The organism is Rhodopseudomonas palustris (assembly GCF_034479375.1).
GTDB classification, from domain to species: domain Bacteria; phylum Pseudomonadota; class Alphaproteobacteria; order Rhizobiales; family Xanthobacteraceae; genus Rhodopseudomonas; species Rhodopseudomonas palustris_M.
The window spans coordinates 2,110,335-2,129,135 of sequence record NZ_CP140155.1 but is presented as its reverse complement, the minus strand read 5'-3'; the positions used below and the strand labels follow the sequence as shown (position 1 = coordinate 2,129,135).

The window sequence follows — 18,801 nt, the reverse complement described above, 5'->3', positions numbered from 1 at the left end:
GACGTCATCCTGAGGAGCCGCCGCTCTTGCGGCGGCCTCGAAGGATGGGCCGCGCATACGACCCGTCGCCGCATCCTTCGAGGCGCGCCGAAGAGGGCGCACACCTCAGGATGACGGTGCTGTGCTTGGTGCGGTGTGCTTGTGGCTGAGCGGCAGCCACCCCTCACATCACCGGCGGTTCTTCGCCTTCGGCCTTCTCGATCAGCTCCTCCGTCGGAACCAGATTGCTGCGCGGGACCAGGAAGATCATCGAGGCGGCGCAGGCCAGCGCGAGGGCAGCGACGGCGATGTTGAGCGGCAGCGGCGTGGCGAAATGGCCGCCGAGATACGCGCCGAATTGCGAGCACAGCGAGCCGATCCCGAATTGGGTGAAGCCCATCAGCCCGGACGCGGTGCCGGCCGCCTGCGGCCTTATGCTGATCGCGCCGGCGGTGGCGTTGGCCATCACGCTGGCATTGCCGAACATGATGATCATGTGGGTGAGGAACAGCCAGCTCGGCACCTGATTCCAGCCGAGCACGCCCCACAGCAGGTTCAGCGCCGCGCCGCCGATCTGCATCGCCAGCCCGAACCAGATCAGCTTGTCGAGCGAGTAGCGCGGCGAGAACCGCACGCAGAACAAATTGCCGATCAGATAGGCGAAGCCGGAGCTCGCGAACCACGCGCCGTATTCGGCCGAGCTGCGGCCCATCTGCGTCACCACGACGTAAGGCCCGCCGCCGGCGAAGGTGAAGATGATCGCGGAGGCCAGCACCTGGCACAGCACGTAGCCGATGAAGGCGCGGCTCCGGAACAGGCCGCCGACGTCGCCGCGGAAGCCGCCCGGCGCGGCGGGGCCGTGGCGGCGGCGGGTCTCCGGCAGCGCCAGTGCGACCGTCGCGGTGACGACGATCGCCCCCGCGGTGACGACGTAGAAGATCGCGCGCCAGCCGAGCGCGGTTTCGATCACGCCGCCGAACAGCGGGCTCAGCATCTGCGCGATCATCATCACGGCGATCACGAGGCTGAGCATGCCGCCGACGCGGTCGCGGCTGTAGAGATCGCGGATGACGGCGCGGCTGATCACCATGCCGGAAGCGCCGCCGAGCGCCTGCAGGAACCGCGCGGCGATCAGTTGCGGCAGGGTCTCGGCGAAGATGCAGCCGACGCTGGCGGCGACCATCAGCGTCAAGCCGCCGAGCAGCACCGGGCGGCGGCCGAACCGGTCCGACAGCGGCCCCATGATCAACTGCGAGCACGCCAGCCCGACCATGTAGAGCGATACCGTCATCTGCGCGACCGAGATGTCGCTGCCGAAATCGCCGGCGAGCACCGGCAGCGCCGGCACGAAGATGTAGAGCGCGATCGGCGCCGCGCCGTTCATCAGCACCAGCAGCAACAGCAGCAGCTTCGACGGCGGCCGGTCGATCCGGCCGGGGTCGATCGCGAAGGTTCTGCCGGTCTTGCCGTGCATGCGGGGGCGGTTCCGACCGGTCAGCAAATCGATGTGCGGTGTGAGAAGACTGTAGCGTGCCGCAGGATCGTTCACAGACCGTTTTCGGCATGAGGCTATGCGGGGAGGGGCGGGGCGACCTCCGACACAGGCAGTCATTCCGGGATGCGCGCACCGTCCTCTCGTTCGTCATTCCGGGGCGCGCGAAGCGCGAACCCGGAATCTCTCTTCGCAACAACCTCTGGATTCCGGGTCTGCGCGCCGGCAGGCGCGCATCCCGGAATGACGGCGACCATTGCGGCGATCAGCGCTCCAGCGGGGCCGTCGCCGCGTCGAGCCAGGCTTGGGTCGGGCCGTCGAGATGCGGGCGGACTTCAGCGCGGACGCGGGCGTGGTAGGCGTCGAGCCAGGCCAGTTCCTTGCGGCTCAGCATGTCGAGGTCGATCAGCCTTCGGTCGATCGGCGCCAGCGTCAGCGTCTCGAAGCCGTTCATCGGCTTCTCGGCGCCGTCGATCGTCTTCTCCACCACCAGTTCGAGATTCTCGATCCGGATGCCGAAGCCGTCGGTCTTGTAGTAGCCGGGCTCGTTGGACAGGATCATGCCGCGCTTCAGCGGCGTGGTGCCGAGCTTGGAGATCCGCGCCGGGCCCTCGTGCACCGACAAATAGCTGCCGACGCCGTGGCCGGTGCCGTGCTCGAAATCGAGCCCGGCCTGCCACAGGAACTGCCGCGCGAGGGTGTCGAGCTGTGCCCCGGTGGCGCCGTCGGGAAACACCGCACGCGCGATTGCGATATGGCCGCGCAGCACCCTTGTGAAGCGGTCGCGCATCTCGGCGCTCGGCTCGCCGATCGCAATCGTGCGGGTGACGTCGGTGGTGCCGTCCTGATACTGCGCGCCGGAATCGATCAGCAGCAGATCGCCCGGCTGGATGCGGCGGTTGCTCTTGCGGGTGACGCGGTAGTGCACGATCGCGCCGTTCGGGCCGGTGCCGGAGATGGTCGGGAACGACACGTCCTTCAGCGCGCCGGTGTCGCGGCGGAAACTCTCCAGCGCCTCGACGGCGTCGATCTCGGTCAGCGATCCGTTCGGCGCCTCGCGGTCGATGAAGGCGAGGAAGCGCGCCAGCGCCACGGCGTCGCGGCGGTGCGCGGTCCTCGTGCCTTCGATCTCGGTCGCGTTCTTCACCGCCTTCAGCAGCGCCACCGGATCGGCGCCGCGCAGCGGCTTGCCGCCGGCCTCATCGATCAGCCGCGTCAGCGCGTCGGCGGCGGTGGCGCTGTCGAGCGCGATCGCGGCGCCGGAGCGGGCGAGCGCCTGCAGCGCCGGCGCCAGCTCTGCGGGCTCGGCGACCTGGGCGGTCTGTTCGAGGTGGTCGCGCGCCGAGTTCGACAGCTTGCGCGCGTCGATGAAGATGGTCGGCCGGCCGTCTTGCGGCACCAGCGCGTAAGACAGCGGCAGCGGCGTGTGCGAGACGTCGGCGCCGCGGATGTTGAAGGTCCAGGCCACTGCGTGCGAATCCGACAGCACCAGCGCGTCGGCCTTGAGCTTCGCAAGCTCGCCGCGGATCCGCTCGAGCTTGGCGCTCTCGCTCTCGCCGGAAAATTCAAGCCCGTGAATGCTGACCTGGCCGAGCGGCGGCTCCGGGCGCTCGGTCCACACCGCGTCGACCGGATTGCCGTCGACGGGGACGAGCTCCGCGCCGGCCTTGGCGCAAGCGGTCCGCATCCGCTCGACTGCCGAAGAAGTGTGCAGCCACGGATCAAATCCGAGGCGGTCGCCGTCTTTCAGATGCGCTTCCAGCCAGCGCTCCGGCGGCGGTTCCACCAGCGACTCGACCGTCCAGGCCCTGGTGTCGACCTGCTTGGCCGCCTGCAGCGTGTAGCGGCCGTCGACGAACACCGCCGCCTCGTGGGTCAGCACCACCGCCAGACCGGCCGAGCCGGTGAAGCCGGTGAGCCAGGCCAGCCGCTCGTCGGAGGCCGGCGCATACTCGTTTTGCTGCTGATCCGCGCGCGGAACGACGAAGCCGGTGAGCTTCTTCCGCGCCAGTTCTTCGCGGAATGCGGCGAGCCGCGCGGTCAGGGCGACGCCGCCTTCCGGCTCCTCGAAGGTCTGGAAATGCGCTTCGAACATCGATTCCTGTTCCTCGATCGCTGGGCGAAACATTGTGCTGCGAAAAGCGTTGCTTATGGCACGAGTTATGCTTGATTTATCGAGCCTGCAAGCAACAGGCCCGAGTGCCGACGCACTCTGATAACGCGTCCGGGAGAAACCCGGGAGTGTCTCAACTCAACGATGAGGGGATACACATGCCTGCATTTTCGTTCGAGAAGATTTCCGCGCCCGTTCGTCCGAACCCGAACCCAGGCGCGAATGTCGAACCCTCCGACAAGAAGCAGCGCGGCGTCATCACTCAAATGCTGGATCGGCTGGCCGGGGCGCGCGGCAAGCGCGCGGTGCCGAAGGACGGCGTCTATGTCCGCTTCCCGAAGCCGCCCGGGAAGTAGTTCTCAGAACGTCTTTGCCAGCAGCAGGCTGCTCCAGCCCTCGATCACGATCTGCCGCAGCAGCACGCAGCCGCGCGCCCGATAGGCCGCGATCACGCTTTGCGCCTGGGGCTGCAGCAGGCCGGACAGGATCACCAGCGCCGACGGCGCCAGATGCTCGGACATCGGCTGCGCCAGCGCGCGCAGCGGGTTGGCGAGGATGTTCGCCAGCACCAGGTCGAACGGCGCATGGGCGGCAAAGGCCGGCGAGGCGAAGCCGGTGGCCCATTCGGCGTGAACCAGATTGCCGACGCCGTTGAGCCGCGCGTTCTCCCTGGCGACCGCGACCGACTGCCGGTCGATGTCGGTCGCCAGCACCGGCTGGCGCAGCGCCTTGGCGGCGGCGATCGCCAGCACGCCGGTGCCGGTGCCGAGGTCGAGCACGCTGCGCGGCGGGCCGGCGCGCAGCACCAGATCGAGCAGCGTCAGGCAGCCGCGGGTGGTGCCGTGATGGCCGGTGCCGAAGGCGAGCGCGGCCTCGATCTCGATGCCGAGCTTGTTCGGCGGGATGCGGGCGCGATCGTGCTGGCCATGGACGATGAAGCGGCCGGCGGCCACCGGCACCAGCCCCTCGAGGCTCGCCGCCACCCAGTCCTTGGCCGCGATGGTCTCGACGCTCATCGCCTTCGCCGCGGCGTCGCCGGCCGCCTGGGCGACCAGATCGCGGATGCCGTCGAGGTTCGGCAGCTCGCCGAAATGCAGCGCGATCTCCCAGCTCCGGTCCGGCCGCTCGAACGCCGCGATCGCCATCTCGGCCTCGTCGAAGCACTCGCCGAGCAGGTCGGTGACCCGGCGCGCGGTGGCCTCGTCGCCGATCACGAAACTGGCGCGGGTGGTGGGGGCGGGATCAGGCATGGCAGGTCCGATGGTTGGCGAGGCGGGCGCCGTTGATGCAATGTCTCAACGCGATGTCCACAGCTTCTGCGCCCGAAAGCCGGTGTTTGTCCACGACTTACCCACAGGCTTGAAGGTGGCGCTTGCGGTATCGTGGGAGGGGCCATTGGACTTTCGAGTGGTAAATTGAGATGCGGCTGGTAACCAAAAAGCCATATTTGTGTCCCAAGGGACACAGAGCGGGGATCGGCCTGACGATTCCTGCTTTAAGAACCCCGGAGGAGTGGTGCGGACTGGGCCAATGACGTGCCCGTGTCCATGACTGCTGCATTGAGCATCGGCGCCCCCTCCCGCGCTCGGCAAGAGCGCAACCCAACGATGAGGGCGAATGATCAATACCGGCGAAGTAGTTTCATTTTCGAAGTCGACCCGCAGCGGCGGCATCTACGCGGTCGTTGCGGTGTGCCTGGCCGGCTCCTTTGCCGGCACGACGGCAGCGGTTGCGGAACAGCAGCCGTCCTACCAGCCGCTGTCCTTGCAGCAGCAGCAATCCTTCGCGCCGCCCGCGGCCAATCTCGATTGCGCTACCATCCGCTACCATGTCGCCGAACACGGCAAAGCCAAGTCGATCGCCTGGGCGGTCAAGAACGGCTATTCCTGGGCCCAGATCAATCAGGCGCGGCGGTGTCTGAAGGGGTGAGGGCGCGAGCTGTCCCGTCCCGGAGGCGCGGATTGATGCCTCGTTTGCGGTAGCCCATCCACAGCTTTTCCCCGCGATTCACACCGTGCTTCAACAGATTCGCGCACAGCTTTAACGGCCACTTTTCCACAGCCTGTCCACAGGCTTCCACACAGTCTTATCCACGCTTTGTGAACAGGCTGCGGTGATCTGCGAGGATCGCCGCCGCGGCGTTGTGGCCGGGGGCGCCGGTGACGCCGCCGCCGGGGTGGGCGCCGCTGCCGCAGTGGTAGAGGCCCTTCAGCGGGCCGCGATAGTCGGCGTGGCCGAGCATCGGCCTCGCGGAGAAGAGCTGGTTCAGGCTGAGCGCGCCGTGGAAGATGTCGCCGCCGAGCAGGCCGAAGTCGCGCTCGAGATCGAGCGGCGACAGGATCTGGCGGCCGAGCACGCTGGCGGCGAAGCCGGGGGCGTAGCGGTCGACGGTGGCGATCATCAGGTCGGCGACCTCGTCGCGGCGGTCGTCCCAGGACACGCCGCCGGGCAATTGCGGCGCGACGTGCTGGCAGAACAGGCTGGCGACATGCCGGCCGGGCGGCGCGAGGCTGTCGTCCAGCGTCGAGGGGATCAGCATCTCGACCACCGGCTCACGGCTCCAGCCATGGGCGCGGGCGTCGCTCCAGGCGCGGTCCATGTAGTCGAGGCCGGGGGCTATGATCATGCCAGCGGTGAGGTGGTCGCCGGTTCCGGGCAGCGCCTTGAACGACGGCAGGCCGGACAAAGCGACGTTCATCCGGAAGGTGCCGGAGCCGTTCTTCCAAGCCTGCATGCGCCGGTGGAACTCGACCGGCAGCGCATCCTTCGGCAGCAGCCTGGTGTAGAGCAGCTTCGGATTGACGTTGGCGGCGACGTATTTCGCCCGCACAATGCGGCCGTCGTCGAGGGTGACGCCGACCACGCGGCCCTTTTCGACCAGCACCTCGCGGACCCCCGCGCTCGTTTCGATTTCGGCGCCGGCGGCGCGGGCAGCGGCCGCCATCGCTTGCGAAATCGCGCCCATGCCGCCGATCGCGTGGCCCCAGACGCCCTTTTTGCCGTTCACCTCGCCGAAGGCGTGGTGCAGCATGACGTAAGCCGAGCCGGCCGCATAGGGGCTGGCGTAATTGCCGACGATGGCGTCGAAGCCGAACAGCGCCTTGACCAGGTCGTTTTCGAACCGCGCGTCGAGCATCTCGCCCGCCGAGCAGGTGAACAGATCGAGCAGCAGCCGCTGCTGCTCCAGCGTCAGCGCGCGCAGCCGGTTGGCGGCGCCGAGCGCGGCCAAGCCTTCGCGGATCGCGCCCGCGCCGAAGCGCTCGACGAGATTGGGCGGGGCGCGCAGCACGAAATGCCGCAGCACGTCGGCAATGGTCTCGAGCTCGGCAGTGAAACCGTCGATCGTCGCCGCGTCGCGCTTGCTCAGATGCGCGACCGATTTCGCGGTGTATTTCGCCCCGGTCAGCAGGTATTTGCCGTTCGGGGCGGGCAGGAAATTCTGCGCCCGGCGCTCGACGATGCGCAGCCCGTGCTCGGCCAGCGCGAGGTCGGCGATCACCTTGGGGTTGAGCAGGCTGACGGTGTAGGCCGCGACCGAATTGCGGAAGCCGGGATGAAACTCCTGCGTCACCGCGGCGCCGCCGACCACGCTGCGGCGCTCGACCAGCTTCACCTTCAGCCCGGCCCGCGCCAGATAGGCGGCGCAGGTGAGGCCGTTGTGACCGGCGCCGATGATCAGCACGTCGGGATCGGACATGGGTGTTCCAGGAGGGGCGGGCGGCGGCTCCTGCGCCGCGCCGGCCACACGGAGTCCACACTCCGTTATCAGGGATTGAATATCAAAGACCCGGCGACCGGCACAAGGCCGCCCCGTAGCCACGGCACAACGTCGCGGTGGCCTGATCCGAGTGGATGGCGGCGTCCGGTTCTGCGATGGTCGGATGCGGCGGCGCCGCATCGGGCCCCGCCTGCGGTGGCGCGTCGCGCCGCCGCGACGTCCGATTTTCTGCGCCGGCATCGCCGGATCATCCAGGCTGGAGACCGTATGACCGAGTCGATGCCGCCCGTCGCGGCTCACAATTCCGAGGCGCGCAATCGGGTGATCCTGATCGTCTACACCGCGGCGATCTTCACCAGTGCGCTGTTGCTGTTCTCGGTCCAGCCGCTGTTCACCAAGATGGTGCTGCCACGGCTCGGCGGCTCGCCCGCGGTGTGGTCGGTGGCGATGGTGTTCTTCCAGTCGCTGCTGCTCGGCGGCTACGCCTATGCGCACTACATCAGCAGGATCCGCAATCGCGCCGTCCCGGTTGCGATCCATCTGGCGCTATTGGTCGCGGCGTTGCTGATGCTGCCGCTGTCGATCGCAAGCGGCTGGGGCACGCCGCCGTCGAGCGGCTATGCGTTCTGGCTGCTCGGCCTGTTCGCGGTGTCGATCGGCCTGCCGTTCTTCGCGCTCGCGGCCAACAATCCGCTGCTGCAGGCGTGGTTCGTGCGCACCGGGCATCCCAACGGGCCCGATCCTTACTTTCTCTACGCCTCCTCGAATATCGGCAGCTTCCTGGCGCTGCTGTCCTATCCGGTGTTGCTGGAGCCGGCGCTGACGCTGCGCGTACAGAACATCCTCTGGACCGGCGGTTACGGTCTCCTGATCCTGCTGATCGCCGGATGCGGCTATCTGCTGCTGCGTTCGCCGCGGATGGACATCAACGCCCGCACCGGCGAGGACGACGCGGGCGCGGTCGCGCCGTCCTGGACGACGCTGGGGCGCTGGATCTTCCTCGCGGCGGTGCCGTCCGGCCTCCTGATCGCGGTGACCGCCCACATCTCGACCGACGTCGCGGCGGCGCCGCTGCTGTGGGTGCTGCCGCTGTCGCTGTATCTGCTGACCTGGGTGCTGGTGTTCCAGTCGCGGCCGCTGCTGCCGCACAAATGGATGCTGGCGGCGCAACCGCTGGCGATCGCGGTGATCGCGGTGCTGCTGGCCTATACCGGCACGCCCAATCTGCTGGTGATCCTCGGCGGCCATCTGCTGTCGTTCTTCGTGATCGCGATGGCCTGCCATGGCGAGTTGGCCCGGACGCGCCCGGATGCGCGCCATCTCACCGGCTTCTATGTCGCGCTGTCGTTCGGCGGCATGGTCGGCGGCCTGTTCGCCGGTCTGGTGGCGCCCTACAGCTTTTCCTGGATTGCCGAATACCCGATCCTGCTGGCGCTGGCGGTGCTGTGTCGGCCGCCGGTCGCCGAGCGCGTTCCGGCCTGGACGCGCTGGTACTGGGCGTTTCTCGCCGCGCTGGCAGTGGTGCTGATTGCGCCGGCGTTCAGCTCCGGCCGGGTGTTCGAATGGCTCAGCATCAACCGCGTGCTGTTGGTCGGCGACGTGGCGGCGGTGGCGGCGTTCGCGGCGCTGGCGCTGCGCGCCAATCGCTGGAAGGTGTTCGCCACGGTGGTGCTGGCGCTGACGCTGGCGCGGCTGTATCCGCCCGACGACGGCCGGGTCGACACCGTTCGCAGCTTCTTCGGCGTCCACAAGATCCAGGTGACGTCGAACGGCCAGTATCACGTGCTGCTGCACGGCACCACGATCCACGGCGCGCAGAAGATGCTGAACGACGACGGCACGCCGGTCAGCGGCCGGCCCGAACCGATCACCTATTATGACAAGGACGGCGGCATCGGCCGTGGGATCGCCGCGATCCGCGGCCGCAAGGCCGGGCCGCTCCGCGTCGCGGTGATCGGGCTCGGCGCGGGGTCGCTGGCCTGCGCGGCGGAGCCCGGCGAAAGCTGGCGCTTCTTCGAGATCGACCAGTCGATGGTCGACACCGCGCGCGACCCGAAATACTTCACCTATGTCAGCCAATGCGCGCCGGACATGCAGCCGGTGATGGGCGATGCGCGGCTGACCTTCGCCGGCGAGCCGGCCGGCGCCTATGATCTGATCATCGTCGACGCCTATTCCTCGGACGCGATCCCGATCCACCTCGCCACCCGTGAGGCGATGGCGATCTACAAGTCGAAGCTGGCGCCGGAGGGATCGGTTCTGATGCACGTCTCCAACCGGCATCTCGAACTGTCGAGCGTGGTGGTCGGCATCGCCGCCGCCAACGGCCTGAAGAGCTGGGCCTATGGCGACGATCCGGAACGCGACGCCGAATACATCTTCGCCACCTCGGTGGTGATCTCGGCGCGCGAACCCGCGGATGTCGGCGAGATCGCGTCGTCGTCCGACTGGACACTGACGAAGCCGCGTCCTCACCAGCGGGTGTGGACCGACGACTATTCCAACGTCCTCGGCGCGGTCTGGCGTCGGCTGCGGGAAGGGCAATAGGGCGTTTGCGAGCGAAGCGGGCAGGCGGTTCGCGTCAAGACAACGCGCCGGAACCGGGACCGCCCCGACGCGCGGCAAAACGCGCGTCCACCGGGGCAGACGCGCGTTCCAGGCTCACGATCAATGTCGATCAATAGGCCGAGTAGCCGCCGTAATAGCTGCGCGGCTGGTAGTAGCGTCGGGGTTGGTAGACCTGGGCCGCGTAGGCGTCTTCATCCGAGTACTGGTACTGCGGCTGAGCGTAGCCTCGGCGATAGCCGGGAGGGGCCGGGTAGAGGCGACTGTCGCTGCCGTCGGCCGGATAGATGTAGCCGTCGTCGGCGACCTGCGGCGCGACCACACGCGGCTGCGCGCGCGGCGCGAGTTCGACCGGCTCGCCGGTGCCGTCATAGGCGGGCGCCGGCGCGCGCCGCGCCGCCGCGGTGGCCGTCCGGTTGGCCGGCTGTCGCGCCAGCGCCACGCGCGACGACCCTGTGAGGGTGACGGTGGTGTTGAGCACGCCGTCCTTCTCGACCAGCGCATAGAGCTTCGAGGCGTTCTCGCGCGACAGCCGCACGCAGCCGTGCGACACCGGCACGCCGAGCTTGCCGGCGGCGTCGGTGCCATGGATGGCGTGGCCGCGTTTGGTGAAGAAGATCGCGTGCGGCATCGGCGCGTCGTCGAACTCCTTCGAATAATGGTCGGGCTCCATCCGGAAGGTCTGGAACGAGCCGTTCGGCGTTTCGTGCGACGGATTGCCGGTCGAGACCGGCCAGCGATAACGCTCGACGCCATCCACCGCGACGGTCATCTGCTGATTGTCCTTGTCGACGGTGATCGCGACTTTCGCCTGCGCGGCGCCGGTCGCCGCCAGCAGGATCAGACCGGTGAGGGAAACGAGATACGAACGCATTTTGACGGCCTCCTCGGCCCGATCCTTCGACTTCACCGCCCCGTCCCCGACGGTAATATGCATAGCGGCCTCCGCAGTTTCCAGTGGCGCGCGCGTCGCATGCCGAAAACCGCAGGCATCGTTAACTCGCCGGTGCTCCGGGCGGGGCCAAGACCGGGCTGCGGCGAAATCGGGGCTGAATGGAACTTAATCCGGCATTGCGGGTTGTCGCCTCACAACTGCTCCGACGCTCGATCGGGGGACAATCCCGAAGGATGGACACCATGAGAACCACCACGAAGACGCTCGCCCTTCGCGCCGACCAGTCGCCGCTGAAGGCGATGCTGGCCGCAGCCGCGCTGGCGCTGGCGCTGCTGGCGATCCCGACGATCGGCCATGCCCAGGGCATCGTCCGCGGCGCGCAGGAAGGCTCGCGCGAAGGCAACCGCGCGGCGGGGCCGGTGGGCGGCGTAGTCGGCGGCGCGATCGGCGCCGGTGTCGGTGGTGCTGTGGGCGCCGTCAACGGCGTTCTCGGCCTGCCCAACCAAGGCCCGCGCTATCGCTATCACCGCGGCCACCGCTGCAAGGGCTACTACACAAGGAGCGGCAAATTCCGCTGCTATCGCCGCTGAGCCGGCGAACCTGTCCAGAGGAGGCGCGGCCGTTCGGGCCGCGCCTTTTCTCTTTGGTCCGATCGATATGGCTGTCCGATCGATATGGTCGGCCGATCGACGCCCGGCGGATCAGGCCTTCAGCCGGTAGCCGGTCTTGAAGATCCACCACACCACCGCCATTCCGGCGAGCAGGAAGCCGCAGGTGGCGGCGACGCTGATGCCGATATCGACGTCGGAGATCTCGTAGAAGCTCCAGCGGAAGCCGGAGACCAGATAGACCACCGGATTGAACAGCGCGATGGTCTGCCAGATCGGCGGCAGCATCGAGATCGAATAGAAGCTGCCGCCGAGAAACGTCAGCGGCGTGATGATCAAGAGCGGCACGATCTGCAGTTTCTCGAAGCCGTCCGCCCAGATCCCGATGATGAAGCCGAGCAGGCTGAACGCCACCGACGTCAGCACCAGAAAACTCAGCATCCAGACCGGATGCGCGATCTTCAGCGGCACGAACAGCCAGGCGGTGGCGAGAATGATCAGGCCGAGGATGATCGACTTGGTCGCCGCGGCGCCGACATAGCCGAGCGCGATTTCCAGGAACGACACCGGCGCCGAGAGAATCTCGTAGATCGTGCCGGTGAATTTCGGGAAGTAGATGCCGAACGAGGCGTTCGCCACGCTCTGCGTCAACACCGACAGCATGATCAGCCCGGGCACGATGAAACTGCCGTAACTGACGCCTTCGATCTGATCGATGCGCGAGCCGATCGCCGCGCCGAACACGATGAAATACAGCGAGGTCGACAGCACCGGCGACACGATGCTCTGCATCAGCGTGCGCCAGGTCCGCGCCATCTCGAACAGATAGATCGCCTTGACGGCCCGATGGTTCATGCTCACGCCCTCACCAGGCTGACGAAGATCTCTTCCAGCGACGACTGGCTGGTGTCGAGATCGCTGAAATGGATGCCGGCGGCGCGGATGTCGCCGAGCAGGGCGGTGATGCCGGTGTGTCCGGCGCGGGTGTCGTAGGTGTAGATCAGCCTGCGGCCGTCGTCGGCGAGCGCCAGATCGTAGGCGGCAAGCTGCGGCGGGATCGCGCCGAGAGCTTCGTCGAGATACAGCGCGAGCTGCTTCTTGCCGAGCTTCCGCATCAGCGCGGCTTTTTCCTCGACCAGGATCAGTTCGCCGTTGTTGATGACGCCGACGCGATCGGCCATCTCCTCGGCTTCCTCGATGTAATGCGTGGTGAGAATGATGGTGACGCCGGTCGCCTTCAGCGCGCGCACCACCTCCCACATCCCCTTGCGCAATTCGACGTCGACGCCGGCGGTCGGCTCGTCGAGAAACAGGATCTGCGGCTCGTGGGACAGCGCTTTTGCGATCATCACCCGGCGCTTCATGCCGCCGGACAGCGTGATGATCTTGCTGTCCTTGCGGTCCCACAGCGACAGGTCGCGCAGCACCTTCTCGATATGCGCGGGGTTCTTCGCCTTGCCGAACAGGCCGCGGGAAAAGCTCACCGTGTCCCACACCGATTCGAACGCGTCGGTGTGCAGTTCCTGCGGCACCAGCCCGATCATCTCGCGCGCGGCGCGATAGTCCTCGACGATATCGTGGCCGGCGACGCTGACCTTGCCCCCGGTCGCGTTGACGAGCCCGCAGATCGTGCCGATCAGCGTCGTCTTGCCGGCGCCGTTCGGTCCGAGCAGCGCGAAGATCTCGCCGGCCATGATGTCGAGGTCGATGCCGTTCAGCGCCTTGCGGCCGGTGCCGTAGGTCTTGCTGAGATTTCGGACGGAAATGATCGGGGCCATCAGGGCTCGCAGGCTGGGACGCTGAACAAGAGGCTGCGGGCGCAGCCGGTCACGCGGGTCGGTTACATAAGGACGAAGGAGGCGGGGCGCAACCGACAAGGGAAAGGGTCGGGAAGCTCGACAAATTTGGGCGCCGGCTTGCTGGCACCGAACCTCACCGCGTCATTGCGAGGAGGCGAAGCCGACGAAGCAATCCAGACCCGTGCATTGCGCCCTGGATTGCTTCGCTTCGCTCGCAATGACGGGGAGAGGCTGGGAGGTCACTCCGCCGCGTGGGCGGGGTAATCGATCAGCGCCACGGTCGCGTCCTTACTCGCCTTGACGAAGGCCGGGTCTTTGTTCAGCTCGTCGATCGTGCGCGGCGGATTGAAAACGATCGCGCCGTCCGGGTCCTCGGCCGCGAAGGCGAGAAGCTCGGCGGCTTCCTCCTCGGCTTCCTCGATCGTCTCCCCCGCGGTGACGACGCCGGGGATGTCGGGAAACGACACGCTGTAGCTGCCGTCAGAGTCCTGGTGGATCAAGGCGACGTAGTGAACCATGGCGGCCTCTACACCCGCTGCACGAAACTATCGACCACCTTCTTCTCGCCGGCCTTGTCGAACACGATGGTGAGTTTGTTGCCGTCGATTTTGGTGACCTGGCCGTAGCCGAACTTTTGATGAAACACCCGGTCGCTGACGGTGAAGTCGGAGTCGGTGCCGGTGGATTTCGCGACCAGTTCGCCTTCGATGGTGAAGGGGGCGCGGCGGGGGCTGCCGCCGAATGGTGAGCCACTTTCGCTGAAGCCGCCGCCGCTGCGGCCGCCGCCGTTCTTGTTCCGATTGGCCTGCGCGCGTTGCCAGCCCGGCGTCGAATAGCTGGAGCCGAACGACTCGACATTGTCGAAGCGCGACGGGCCGTAGCCGCTCATGCCGCCCCAGCCGGAGCCGCCTTTGGACTCGGTGATCTCGACATTCGCCGCCGGCAATTCGTCGAGGAAGCGCGACGGGATCGTGGTGTTCCAGGTGCCGTGGATGCGGCGGTTGGTGGCGAAGTACAACTTCGCGCGGCGGCGGGCGCGGGTGATGCCGACATGGGCGAGGCGGCGCTCTTCCTCGAGCCCAGCGCGGCCCTGATCGTCGAGCGCGCGCTGATGCGGGAACAGGCCTTCCTCCCAGCCGGGCAGGAACACCGTCTCGAACTCGAGGCCCTTGGCGGAATGCAGCGTCATCACGCTGACGGCGTCCTCGTCGGCGGCGCCATCGCGGTCCATCACCAGCGAGATGTGTTCGAGGAAGCCTTGCAGATTCTCGAACTCCTCCATCGAGCGGACGAGTTCTTTCAGGTTCTCCAGCCGGCCGGCGGCGTCGGCGGAGCGGTCCTTCTGCCACATCTCGGTGTAGCCGCTCTCGTCGAGCACGATCTCGGCCAGCTCGGTATGCGACAGCGCGTTGCGCTGCACCTGCCAGCGCTCGAAATTCTCGATCAGCCCGCGCAGCGAACTCCGCGCTTTCGGCTTCATTTCGTCGGTGTCGATCACCAGCCGCGAGGCCTCGAACAGCGGGATGCGGCGCTTCCTGGCATGGTCGTGCAGCATCTGCACGGTGGCGTCGCCGAGGCCGCGCTTCGGCACGTTGACGATGCGCTCGAAGGCGAGATCGTCGGCCGGCGAGTTGATCACCCGCAGATAGGCCAGCGCGTCGCGGATTTCGGCGCGCTCGTAGAATCTTGGTCCGCCGATCACCCGATAGGGCAGGCCGAGGGTGACGAAGCGGTCTTCGAATTCGCGCATCTGGAACGAGGCGCGCACCAGGATCGCGATCTCGTTGAGCTTGTGGCCCTGGCGCTGCAACTGCTCGATCTCCTCGCCGATGCCGCGGGCTTCTTCTTCCGAATCCCAAGCGCCGGTGACGGTGACCATCTCGCCATCGACGTCCTCGGTGCGCAGCGTCTTGCCGAGCCGGCCTTCGTTATGGGCGATCAGATGTGAGGCGGCCGCCAAGATATGCCCGGTCGAGCGATAATTGCGCTCGAGGCGGATGACTTTCGCGCCGGGAAAATCGTGGTCGAAGCGCAGGATGTTGTCGACCTCGGCGCCGCGCCAGCCATAGATCGACTGATCGTCGTCGCCGACGCAGCAGATGTTTTTGGGGGGAGCTTCACCCTCTCCCCCTGTGGGAGAGGGTGGCGTCGCGCGTAGCGCGATGCCGGGTGAGGGGGCGCCGCGCATCGCAGCCTCTGCTTCCGACCCCTCACCCGCCTCGCCACTTCGTGGCTCGGCACCCTCTCCCACAAGGGGAGAGGGAAGGGGCCGCGCGCGGGGAGAGGTTTGACCGGGCGCCTGCGACAGCAGCCGCAGCCAGAGATATTGCGCGACGTTCGTGTCCTGGTACTCGTCGACCAGGATGAACTTGAAGCGGCTTTGATATTGCCGCAGCACGTCGGGGTGCTCGCGGAACAGCCTGATGTTCTCCAGCAGCAGATCGCCGAAATCGGCGGCGTTCAGCACTTTCAGCCGCTCCTGATAGGCGGCGTAGAGCTTGCCGCCGCGGCCGTTGCCGAAGCTCGCGGCTTCGCCGGCGGGCACCTGCGACGGCGTCAGGCCGCGGTTCTTCCAGCCGTCGATCAGCCCGGCCAGCATCCGTGCCGGCCAGCGCTTGTCGTCGATATTGTCGGCGGCGAGCAATTGCTTCAGCAGCCGGATCTGGTCGTCGGTGTCGAGCACGGTGAAGTTCGAGGTGAGCTGCACCAGCTCGGCGTGATAGCGCAGGATGCGGCCGCCGATGGAATGGAAGGTGCCGAGCCACGGCATGCCCTCGACCGCCTGGCCGAGCATCTGGCCGAGCCGCAGCTTCATCTCGCGCGCGGCCTTGTTGGTGAAGGTCACCGACAGGATTTCGGCGGGGCGGGCGCGGCCGGTGGAGAGGATGTGGGCGATCCGCGTCGTCAGCACGCGCGTTTTGCCGGTGCCGGCGCCGGCCAGCACCAGCACCGGGCCGTCCAGCGTCTCGACCGCCTCGCGCTGCTCCGGATTGAGCCCCGACAGATAGGCCGGCGCCGCGGAGGCGCGCGCGCGCGCGGCGATGCCGCCGGCAGCGGGCTGATAGCCGGAGAGGTCGAGATTGGCGCGCTTGTTCGGTTCAGTCATGCGAATCGTCTTTGACCCACGTTGGCACCGCGGGCTTGCGATGGGGAGCCTTCATAGCAGGATTATCCGGCGATATGGGGTCTGCGAGCCGGAAACGACAGGTTGTCCCGCGCAAGGCGGCTGCGCCAACCGGCGCGTCCAAGCGCCTTTGTTCCGCAAAACGGCTGCAAATTAAGCCCTTTCGCAGGCCGGAACGCGCCGGAACTTTCGTTCCAGCGTTGGATTGGTTCGCCAGATGGCGCGGCTGCTGGCAGGCGCGTTGAGTTTCTCAGGGCGTCCCGCGCGGATGTCCCAAGCGCAAAGGAGATGGTCTCATGATGGGTTGGGTTGTCACTTTTCTGGTCGTCGCACTGATCGCGGGTCTGCTCGGCTTCGGCGGCATCGCCGGCGCCTCGATCGAAATCGCCAAGGTGGTGTTCTTTATCGCGATCGTGCTGTTCCTGATCTCGGCCGTCGTCGGCCTGGTCCGCGGCCGCACGCGAGTCTAGCGCACGGCCTCTGCGCGCTTCGAGGGCATCGCGATGCTACGTCCGATGCCCTCGGGCCGCGGCGCCGCGCGATGCGCCTCGGCGACGCGCTCGATCCGGGCGCGAATATCGGGCGGGAACGGCGCGACCTTGCGAACGCCCATGTCGACATGCATCGTCATGTTCTCCGACGTCGCCGACAGCCAGCCTTCCTCGGCATGGCGCAGTTCCTCGAAGGTGTGGATCCGCTTCTCGTCGGCCGCGATCAAATAGACGTGCACCTGCACCGGATCGCCGAGATGCACCTCGCGCAGATAGCGCACGTGGCACTCCGCCGTGAAGGTCGAGCCGCCGCGGGTCTTCAGATAGTCCGGACCGATCCCGAGGTCGAGCCACATCTGATCGATCGAGCGATCGAACAGCACATTGTAGTAGGCCATGTTGAGATGGCCGTTGTAGTCGATCCAGGCCGGTTCGATCTGCATCACGGTGGTGACGAACGGCGCGGCGATGCTGCCGGCGTCGACGTTGCGATCTACTTCCAAAGTCAATCCTGCCTCCCTTGACCCCTCCGGTATCCTTTGCCACGGTCGATCCGATCCGGAGGATTTTTATCGTGGGCCTGACCATCACCAACACGCCGAAGCGCGCCGAGCCGCAGGCCGTGGCGAGCGCCATTGAAGCGCTCGCGGCGCGGTTCGGCAACCGTCTCGTCACCTCGCTCGCGGTGCGCGAACAGCACGGCCACACCACGACCTGGCTGCCGAACCAGCCGCCGGACGCCGTGGTGATGGCGCAGGAGACCGCGGACATTCAGGACGTGGTGCGCGTTTGTGCCAAATACAGCGTGCCGGTGATCGCGTTCGGCACCGGCACCTCGCTGGAAGGCCACGTCAACGCCCCGGCCGGCGGCATCTCGATCGACCTGCGCGACATGAACAAGATCCTCAGCGTTCATGCCGAGGATCTCGACTGCGTGATCCAGCCCGGCGTCACCCGCAAGGCGCTGAACGAAGACCTGCGCGACCAGGGCCTGTTCTTCCCGATCGATCCGGGCGCCGACGCCTCGATCGGCGGTATGGCGGCGACGCGGGCCTCCGGCACCAATGCGGTCCGCTACGGCACCATGCGCGACAACGTTCTGGCGCTGAAAGTGGTGCGCGGCGACGGCGAGATCATCACCACCGGAACCCGCGCCAAAAAGTCCGCCGCCGGCTACGACCTGACGCATCTGTTCGTCGGCAGCGAGGGCACGCTCGGCATCATCTCGGAACTGACCATCAAGCTGCGCGGCATCCCCGAGGTGATCGCGGCGGCATCGTGCTCGTTCCCGTCGGTGACCGACGCCTGCCAGGCCGTGATCCTGGCGATCCAGACCGGCATCCCGCTGGCGCGGATCGAGCTGCTGAGCCAATCCCAGGTCAGGGCCGTCAACGCCTATTCCAAGCTGACGCTGCCGGAGACGCCGCTGCTGTTGCTCGAATTCCACGGCAGCGAGGTCGAGGTCGCCGAGCAGTCGAAGAATTTCGGCGCGATCGCCAAAGACTGTGGCGGCGGCGACTTCACCTGGACGACGCGGCCCGAGGATCGCAACAAGCTGTGGCAGGCCCGGCACGACGCCTATTGGTCGGTGCGGGCGCTGCGGCCCGGCGACGGCGTCGGCGTGGTCGCCACCGATGTCTGCGTGCCGATTTCCCGGCTGGCCGATTGCGTCGCCGAGACCGAGGCCGACATGGCGCGGCTGAATTTGCTGGCGCCGATCGTCGGCCATGTCGGCGACGGCAACTTCCATTGCTCGCTGCTGTGCGACGTCAATGACGCCGACGAGCTGGCGCGCGCCGACGAATTCATGCACCGTCTGGTCGAGCGGGCGCAGGCGATGGACGGCACCTGCACCGGCGAGCACGGCATCGGGCAGGGCAAGCAAAAGTATCTGCAAGCCGAGCTCGGCATCGAGGCGCTGCAGGCGATGCGCGCGATCAAGCAGGCGCTTGACCCGCAGAACATCTTCAATCCCGGCAAGATCCTGCCGCAAGGGATTTGAATGGCTGAAGTTTCC

Annotated in this window: 16 protein-coding genes; 6 read left to right on the top strand and 10 right to left on the bottom strand. The window is 67.1% G+C overall.

Annotated features, from left to right (window positions below; all coding sequences use genetic code 11):
- Positions 1-163: 163 nt before the first annotated feature.
- Together SR870_RS09630 and SR870_RS09625 are read right to left on the bottom strand one after the other, a co-directional pair.
- Positions 164-1,453, bottom strand: coding sequence for a multidrug effflux MFS transporter (locus SR870_RS09630; protein ID WP_322517746.1), 1,290 nt, complete (start codon positions 1,451-1,453; stop codon positions 164-166).
- Positions 1,454-1,736: 283 nt separating this feature from the next.
- Positions 1,737-3,566 (bottom strand): aminopeptidase P family protein, encoded by a 1,830-nt coding sequence (locus SR870_RS09625; protein WP_322517745.1) that lies wholly within the window; start codon positions 3,564-3,566, stop codon positions 1,737-1,739.
- A gap of 176 nt (positions 3,567-3,742) precedes the next feature.
- Here SR870_RS09625 and SR870_RS09620 point away from each other — a divergent pair, with 176 nt between their 5' ends.
- On the top strand, positions 3,743-3,940 hold the full coding sequence (locus SR870_RS09620) for a hypothetical protein (protein WP_322517744.1): 198 nt from the start codon (positions 3,743-3,745) through the stop codon (positions 3,938-3,940).
- Between the two features lie 3 nt (positions 3,941-3,943).
- On the opposite strand, the gene SR870_RS09615 is transcribed toward SR870_RS09620, so the two are convergent.
- Positions 3,944-4,834: a 50S ribosomal protein L11 methyltransferase gene (locus SR870_RS09615; protein ID WP_322517743.1), complete on the bottom strand. Its 891-nt coding sequence runs from the start codon at positions 4,832-4,834 to the stop codon at positions 3,944-3,946.
- Positions 4,835-5,201: 367 nt separating this feature from the next.
- On the opposite strand from SR870_RS09615, the gene SR870_RS09610 reads away from it, so the two are divergent.
- Entirely contained in the window at positions 5,202-5,513 is a 312-nt protein-coding gene (locus SR870_RS09610; RefSeq protein WP_322517742.1) for a hypothetical protein, read from the top strand.
- Between the two features lie 157 nt (positions 5,514-5,670).
- Here the strand turns inward: SR870_RS09610 and SR870_RS09605 are convergent, their stop codons facing one another.
- Entirely contained in the window at positions 5,671-7,281 is a 1,611-nt protein-coding gene (locus tag SR870_RS09605) for an NAD(P)/FAD-dependent oxidoreductase (protein ID WP_322517741.1), read from the bottom strand.
- A 288-nt stretch (positions 7,282-7,569) separates the two neighbouring features.
- On the opposite strand from SR870_RS09605, the gene SR870_RS09600 reads away from it, so the two are divergent.
- On the top strand, positions 7,570-9,849 hold the full coding sequence (locus SR870_RS09600) for a fused MFS/spermidine synthase (protein ID WP_322517740.1): 2,280 nt from the start codon (positions 7,570-7,572) through the stop codon (positions 9,847-9,849).
- A 130-nt stretch (positions 9,850-9,979) separates the two neighbouring features.
- On the opposite strand, the gene SR870_RS09595 is transcribed toward SR870_RS09600, so the two are convergent.
- Positions 9,980-10,741, bottom strand: a complete 762-nt coding sequence (locus tag SR870_RS09595; protein WP_322517739.1) for a L,D-transpeptidase — start codon at positions 10,739-10,741, stop codon at positions 9,980-9,982.
- A gap of 263 nt (positions 10,742-11,004) precedes the next feature.
- On the opposite strand from SR870_RS09595, the gene SR870_RS09590 reads away from it, so the two are divergent.
- A complete protein-coding gene (locus SR870_RS09590; protein WP_322517738.1) occupies positions 11,005-11,352 on the top strand; it encodes a hypothetical protein in 348 nt (115 codons plus the stop codon).
- Between the two features lie 111 nt (positions 11,353-11,463).
- On the opposite strand, the gene SR870_RS09585 is transcribed toward SR870_RS09590, so the two are convergent.
- From SR870_RS09585 to SR870_RS09570, 4 genes are all read right to left on the bottom strand, one after another.
- On the bottom strand, positions 11,464-12,225 hold the full coding sequence (locus SR870_RS09585) for an ABC transporter permease (protein WP_322517737.1): 762 nt from the start codon (positions 12,223-12,225) through the stop codon (positions 11,464-11,466).
- A 2-nt stretch (positions 12,226-12,227) separates the two neighbouring features.
- A complete protein-coding gene (locus tag SR870_RS09580; RefSeq protein WP_322517736.1) occupies positions 12,228-13,148 on the bottom strand; it encodes an ABC transporter ATP-binding protein in 921 nt (306 codons plus the stop codon).
- Between the two features lie 260 nt (positions 13,149-13,408).
- On the bottom strand, positions 13,409-13,687 hold the full coding sequence (locus SR870_RS09575) for a type II toxin-antitoxin system HicB family antitoxin (protein WP_322517735.1): 279 nt from the start codon (positions 13,685-13,687) through the stop codon (positions 13,409-13,411).
- A gap of 8 nt (positions 13,688-13,695) precedes the next feature.
- A complete protein-coding gene (locus SR870_RS09570) occupies positions 13,696-16,275 on the bottom strand; it encodes an ATP-dependent helicase (protein WP_322517734.1) in 2,580 nt (859 codons plus the stop codon).
- A gap of 314 nt (positions 16,276-16,589) precedes the next feature.
- On the opposite strand from SR870_RS09570, the gene SR870_RS09565 reads away from it, so the two are divergent.
- Entirely contained in the window at positions 16,590-16,763 is a 174-nt protein-coding gene (locus tag SR870_RS09565) for a DUF1328 domain-containing protein (protein ID WP_322517733.1), read from the top strand.
- Here SR870_RS09565 and SR870_RS09560 read toward each other — a convergent pair.
- On the bottom strand, positions 16,760-17,293 hold the full coding sequence (locus tag SR870_RS09560; protein WP_322517732.1) for a thioesterase family protein: 534 nt from the start codon (positions 17,291-17,293) through the stop codon (positions 16,760-16,762). The two genes, SR870_RS09565 and SR870_RS09560, sit on opposite strands and share 4 nt — an antisense overlap.
- Positions 17,294-17,358: 65 nt before the next feature.
- Between SR870_RS09560 and SR870_RS09555 the strand changes: the two genes are divergently transcribed.
- A complete protein-coding gene (locus SR870_RS09555) occupies positions 17,359-18,786 on the top strand; it encodes an FAD-binding oxidoreductase (RefSeq protein WP_322517731.1) in 1,428 nt (475 codons plus the stop codon).
- The last annotated feature ends 15 nt before the right edge of the window (positions 18,787-18,801 follow it).

Excerpts from the sequence above, each read along its gene's own strand:
- SR870_RS09610 (WP_322517742.1), top strand. The coding sequence starts at position 5,202 with ATGATCAATACCGGCGAAGTAGTTTCATTTTCGAAGTCGACCCGCAGC.
- SR870_RS09565 (WP_322517733.1), top strand. The coding sequence starts at position 16,590 with ATGATGGGTTGGGTTGTCACTTTTCTGGTCGTCGCACTGATCGCGGGT.
- SR870_RS09615 (WP_322517743.1), bottom strand. The coding sequence starts at position 4,834 with ATGCCTGATCCCGCCCCCACCACCCGCGCCAGTTTCGTGATCGGCGAC.
- SR870_RS09630 (WP_322517746.1), bottom strand. The coding sequence starts at position 1,453 with ATGCACGGCAAGACCGGCAGAACCTTCGCGATCGACCCCGGCCGGATC.
- SR870_RS09605 (WP_322517741.1), bottom strand. The coding sequence starts at position 7,281 with ATGTCCGATCCCGACGTGCTGATCATCGGCGCCGGTCACAACGGCCTC.
- SR870_RS09620 (WP_322517744.1), top strand. The coding sequence starts at position 3,743 with ATGCCTGCATTTTCGTTCGAGAAGATTTCCGCGCCCGTTCGTCCGAAC.
- SR870_RS09580 (WP_322517736.1), bottom strand. The coding sequence starts at position 13,148 with ATGGCCCCGATCATTTCCGTCCGAAATCTCAGCAAGACCTACGGCACC.
- SR870_RS09570 (WP_322517734.1), bottom strand. The coding sequence starts at position 16,275 with ATGACTGAACCGAACAAGCGCGCCAATCTCGACCTCTCCGGCTATCAG.
- SR870_RS09625 (WP_322517745.1), bottom strand. The coding sequence starts at position 3,566 with ATGTTCGAAGCGCATTTCCAGACCTTCGAGGAGCCGGAAGGCGGCGTC.
- SR870_RS09595 (WP_322517739.1), bottom strand. The coding sequence starts at position 10,741 with ATGCGTTCGTATCTCGTTTCCCTCACCGGTCTGATCCTGCTGGCGGCG.
- SR870_RS09585 (WP_322517737.1), bottom strand. The coding sequence starts at position 12,225 with ATGAACCATCGGGCCGTCAAGGCGATCTATCTGTTCGAGATGGCGCGG.
- SR870_RS09590 (WP_322517738.1), top strand. The coding sequence starts at position 11,005 with ATGAGAACCACCACGAAGACGCTCGCCCTTCGCGCCGACCAGTCGCCG.
- SR870_RS09575 (WP_322517735.1), bottom strand. The coding sequence starts at position 13,687 with ATGGTTCACTACGTCGCCTTGATCCACCAGGACTCTGACGGCAGCTAC.
- SR870_RS09600 (WP_322517740.1), top strand. The coding sequence starts at position 7,570 with ATGACCGAGTCGATGCCGCCCGTCGCGGCTCACAATTCCGAGGCGCGC.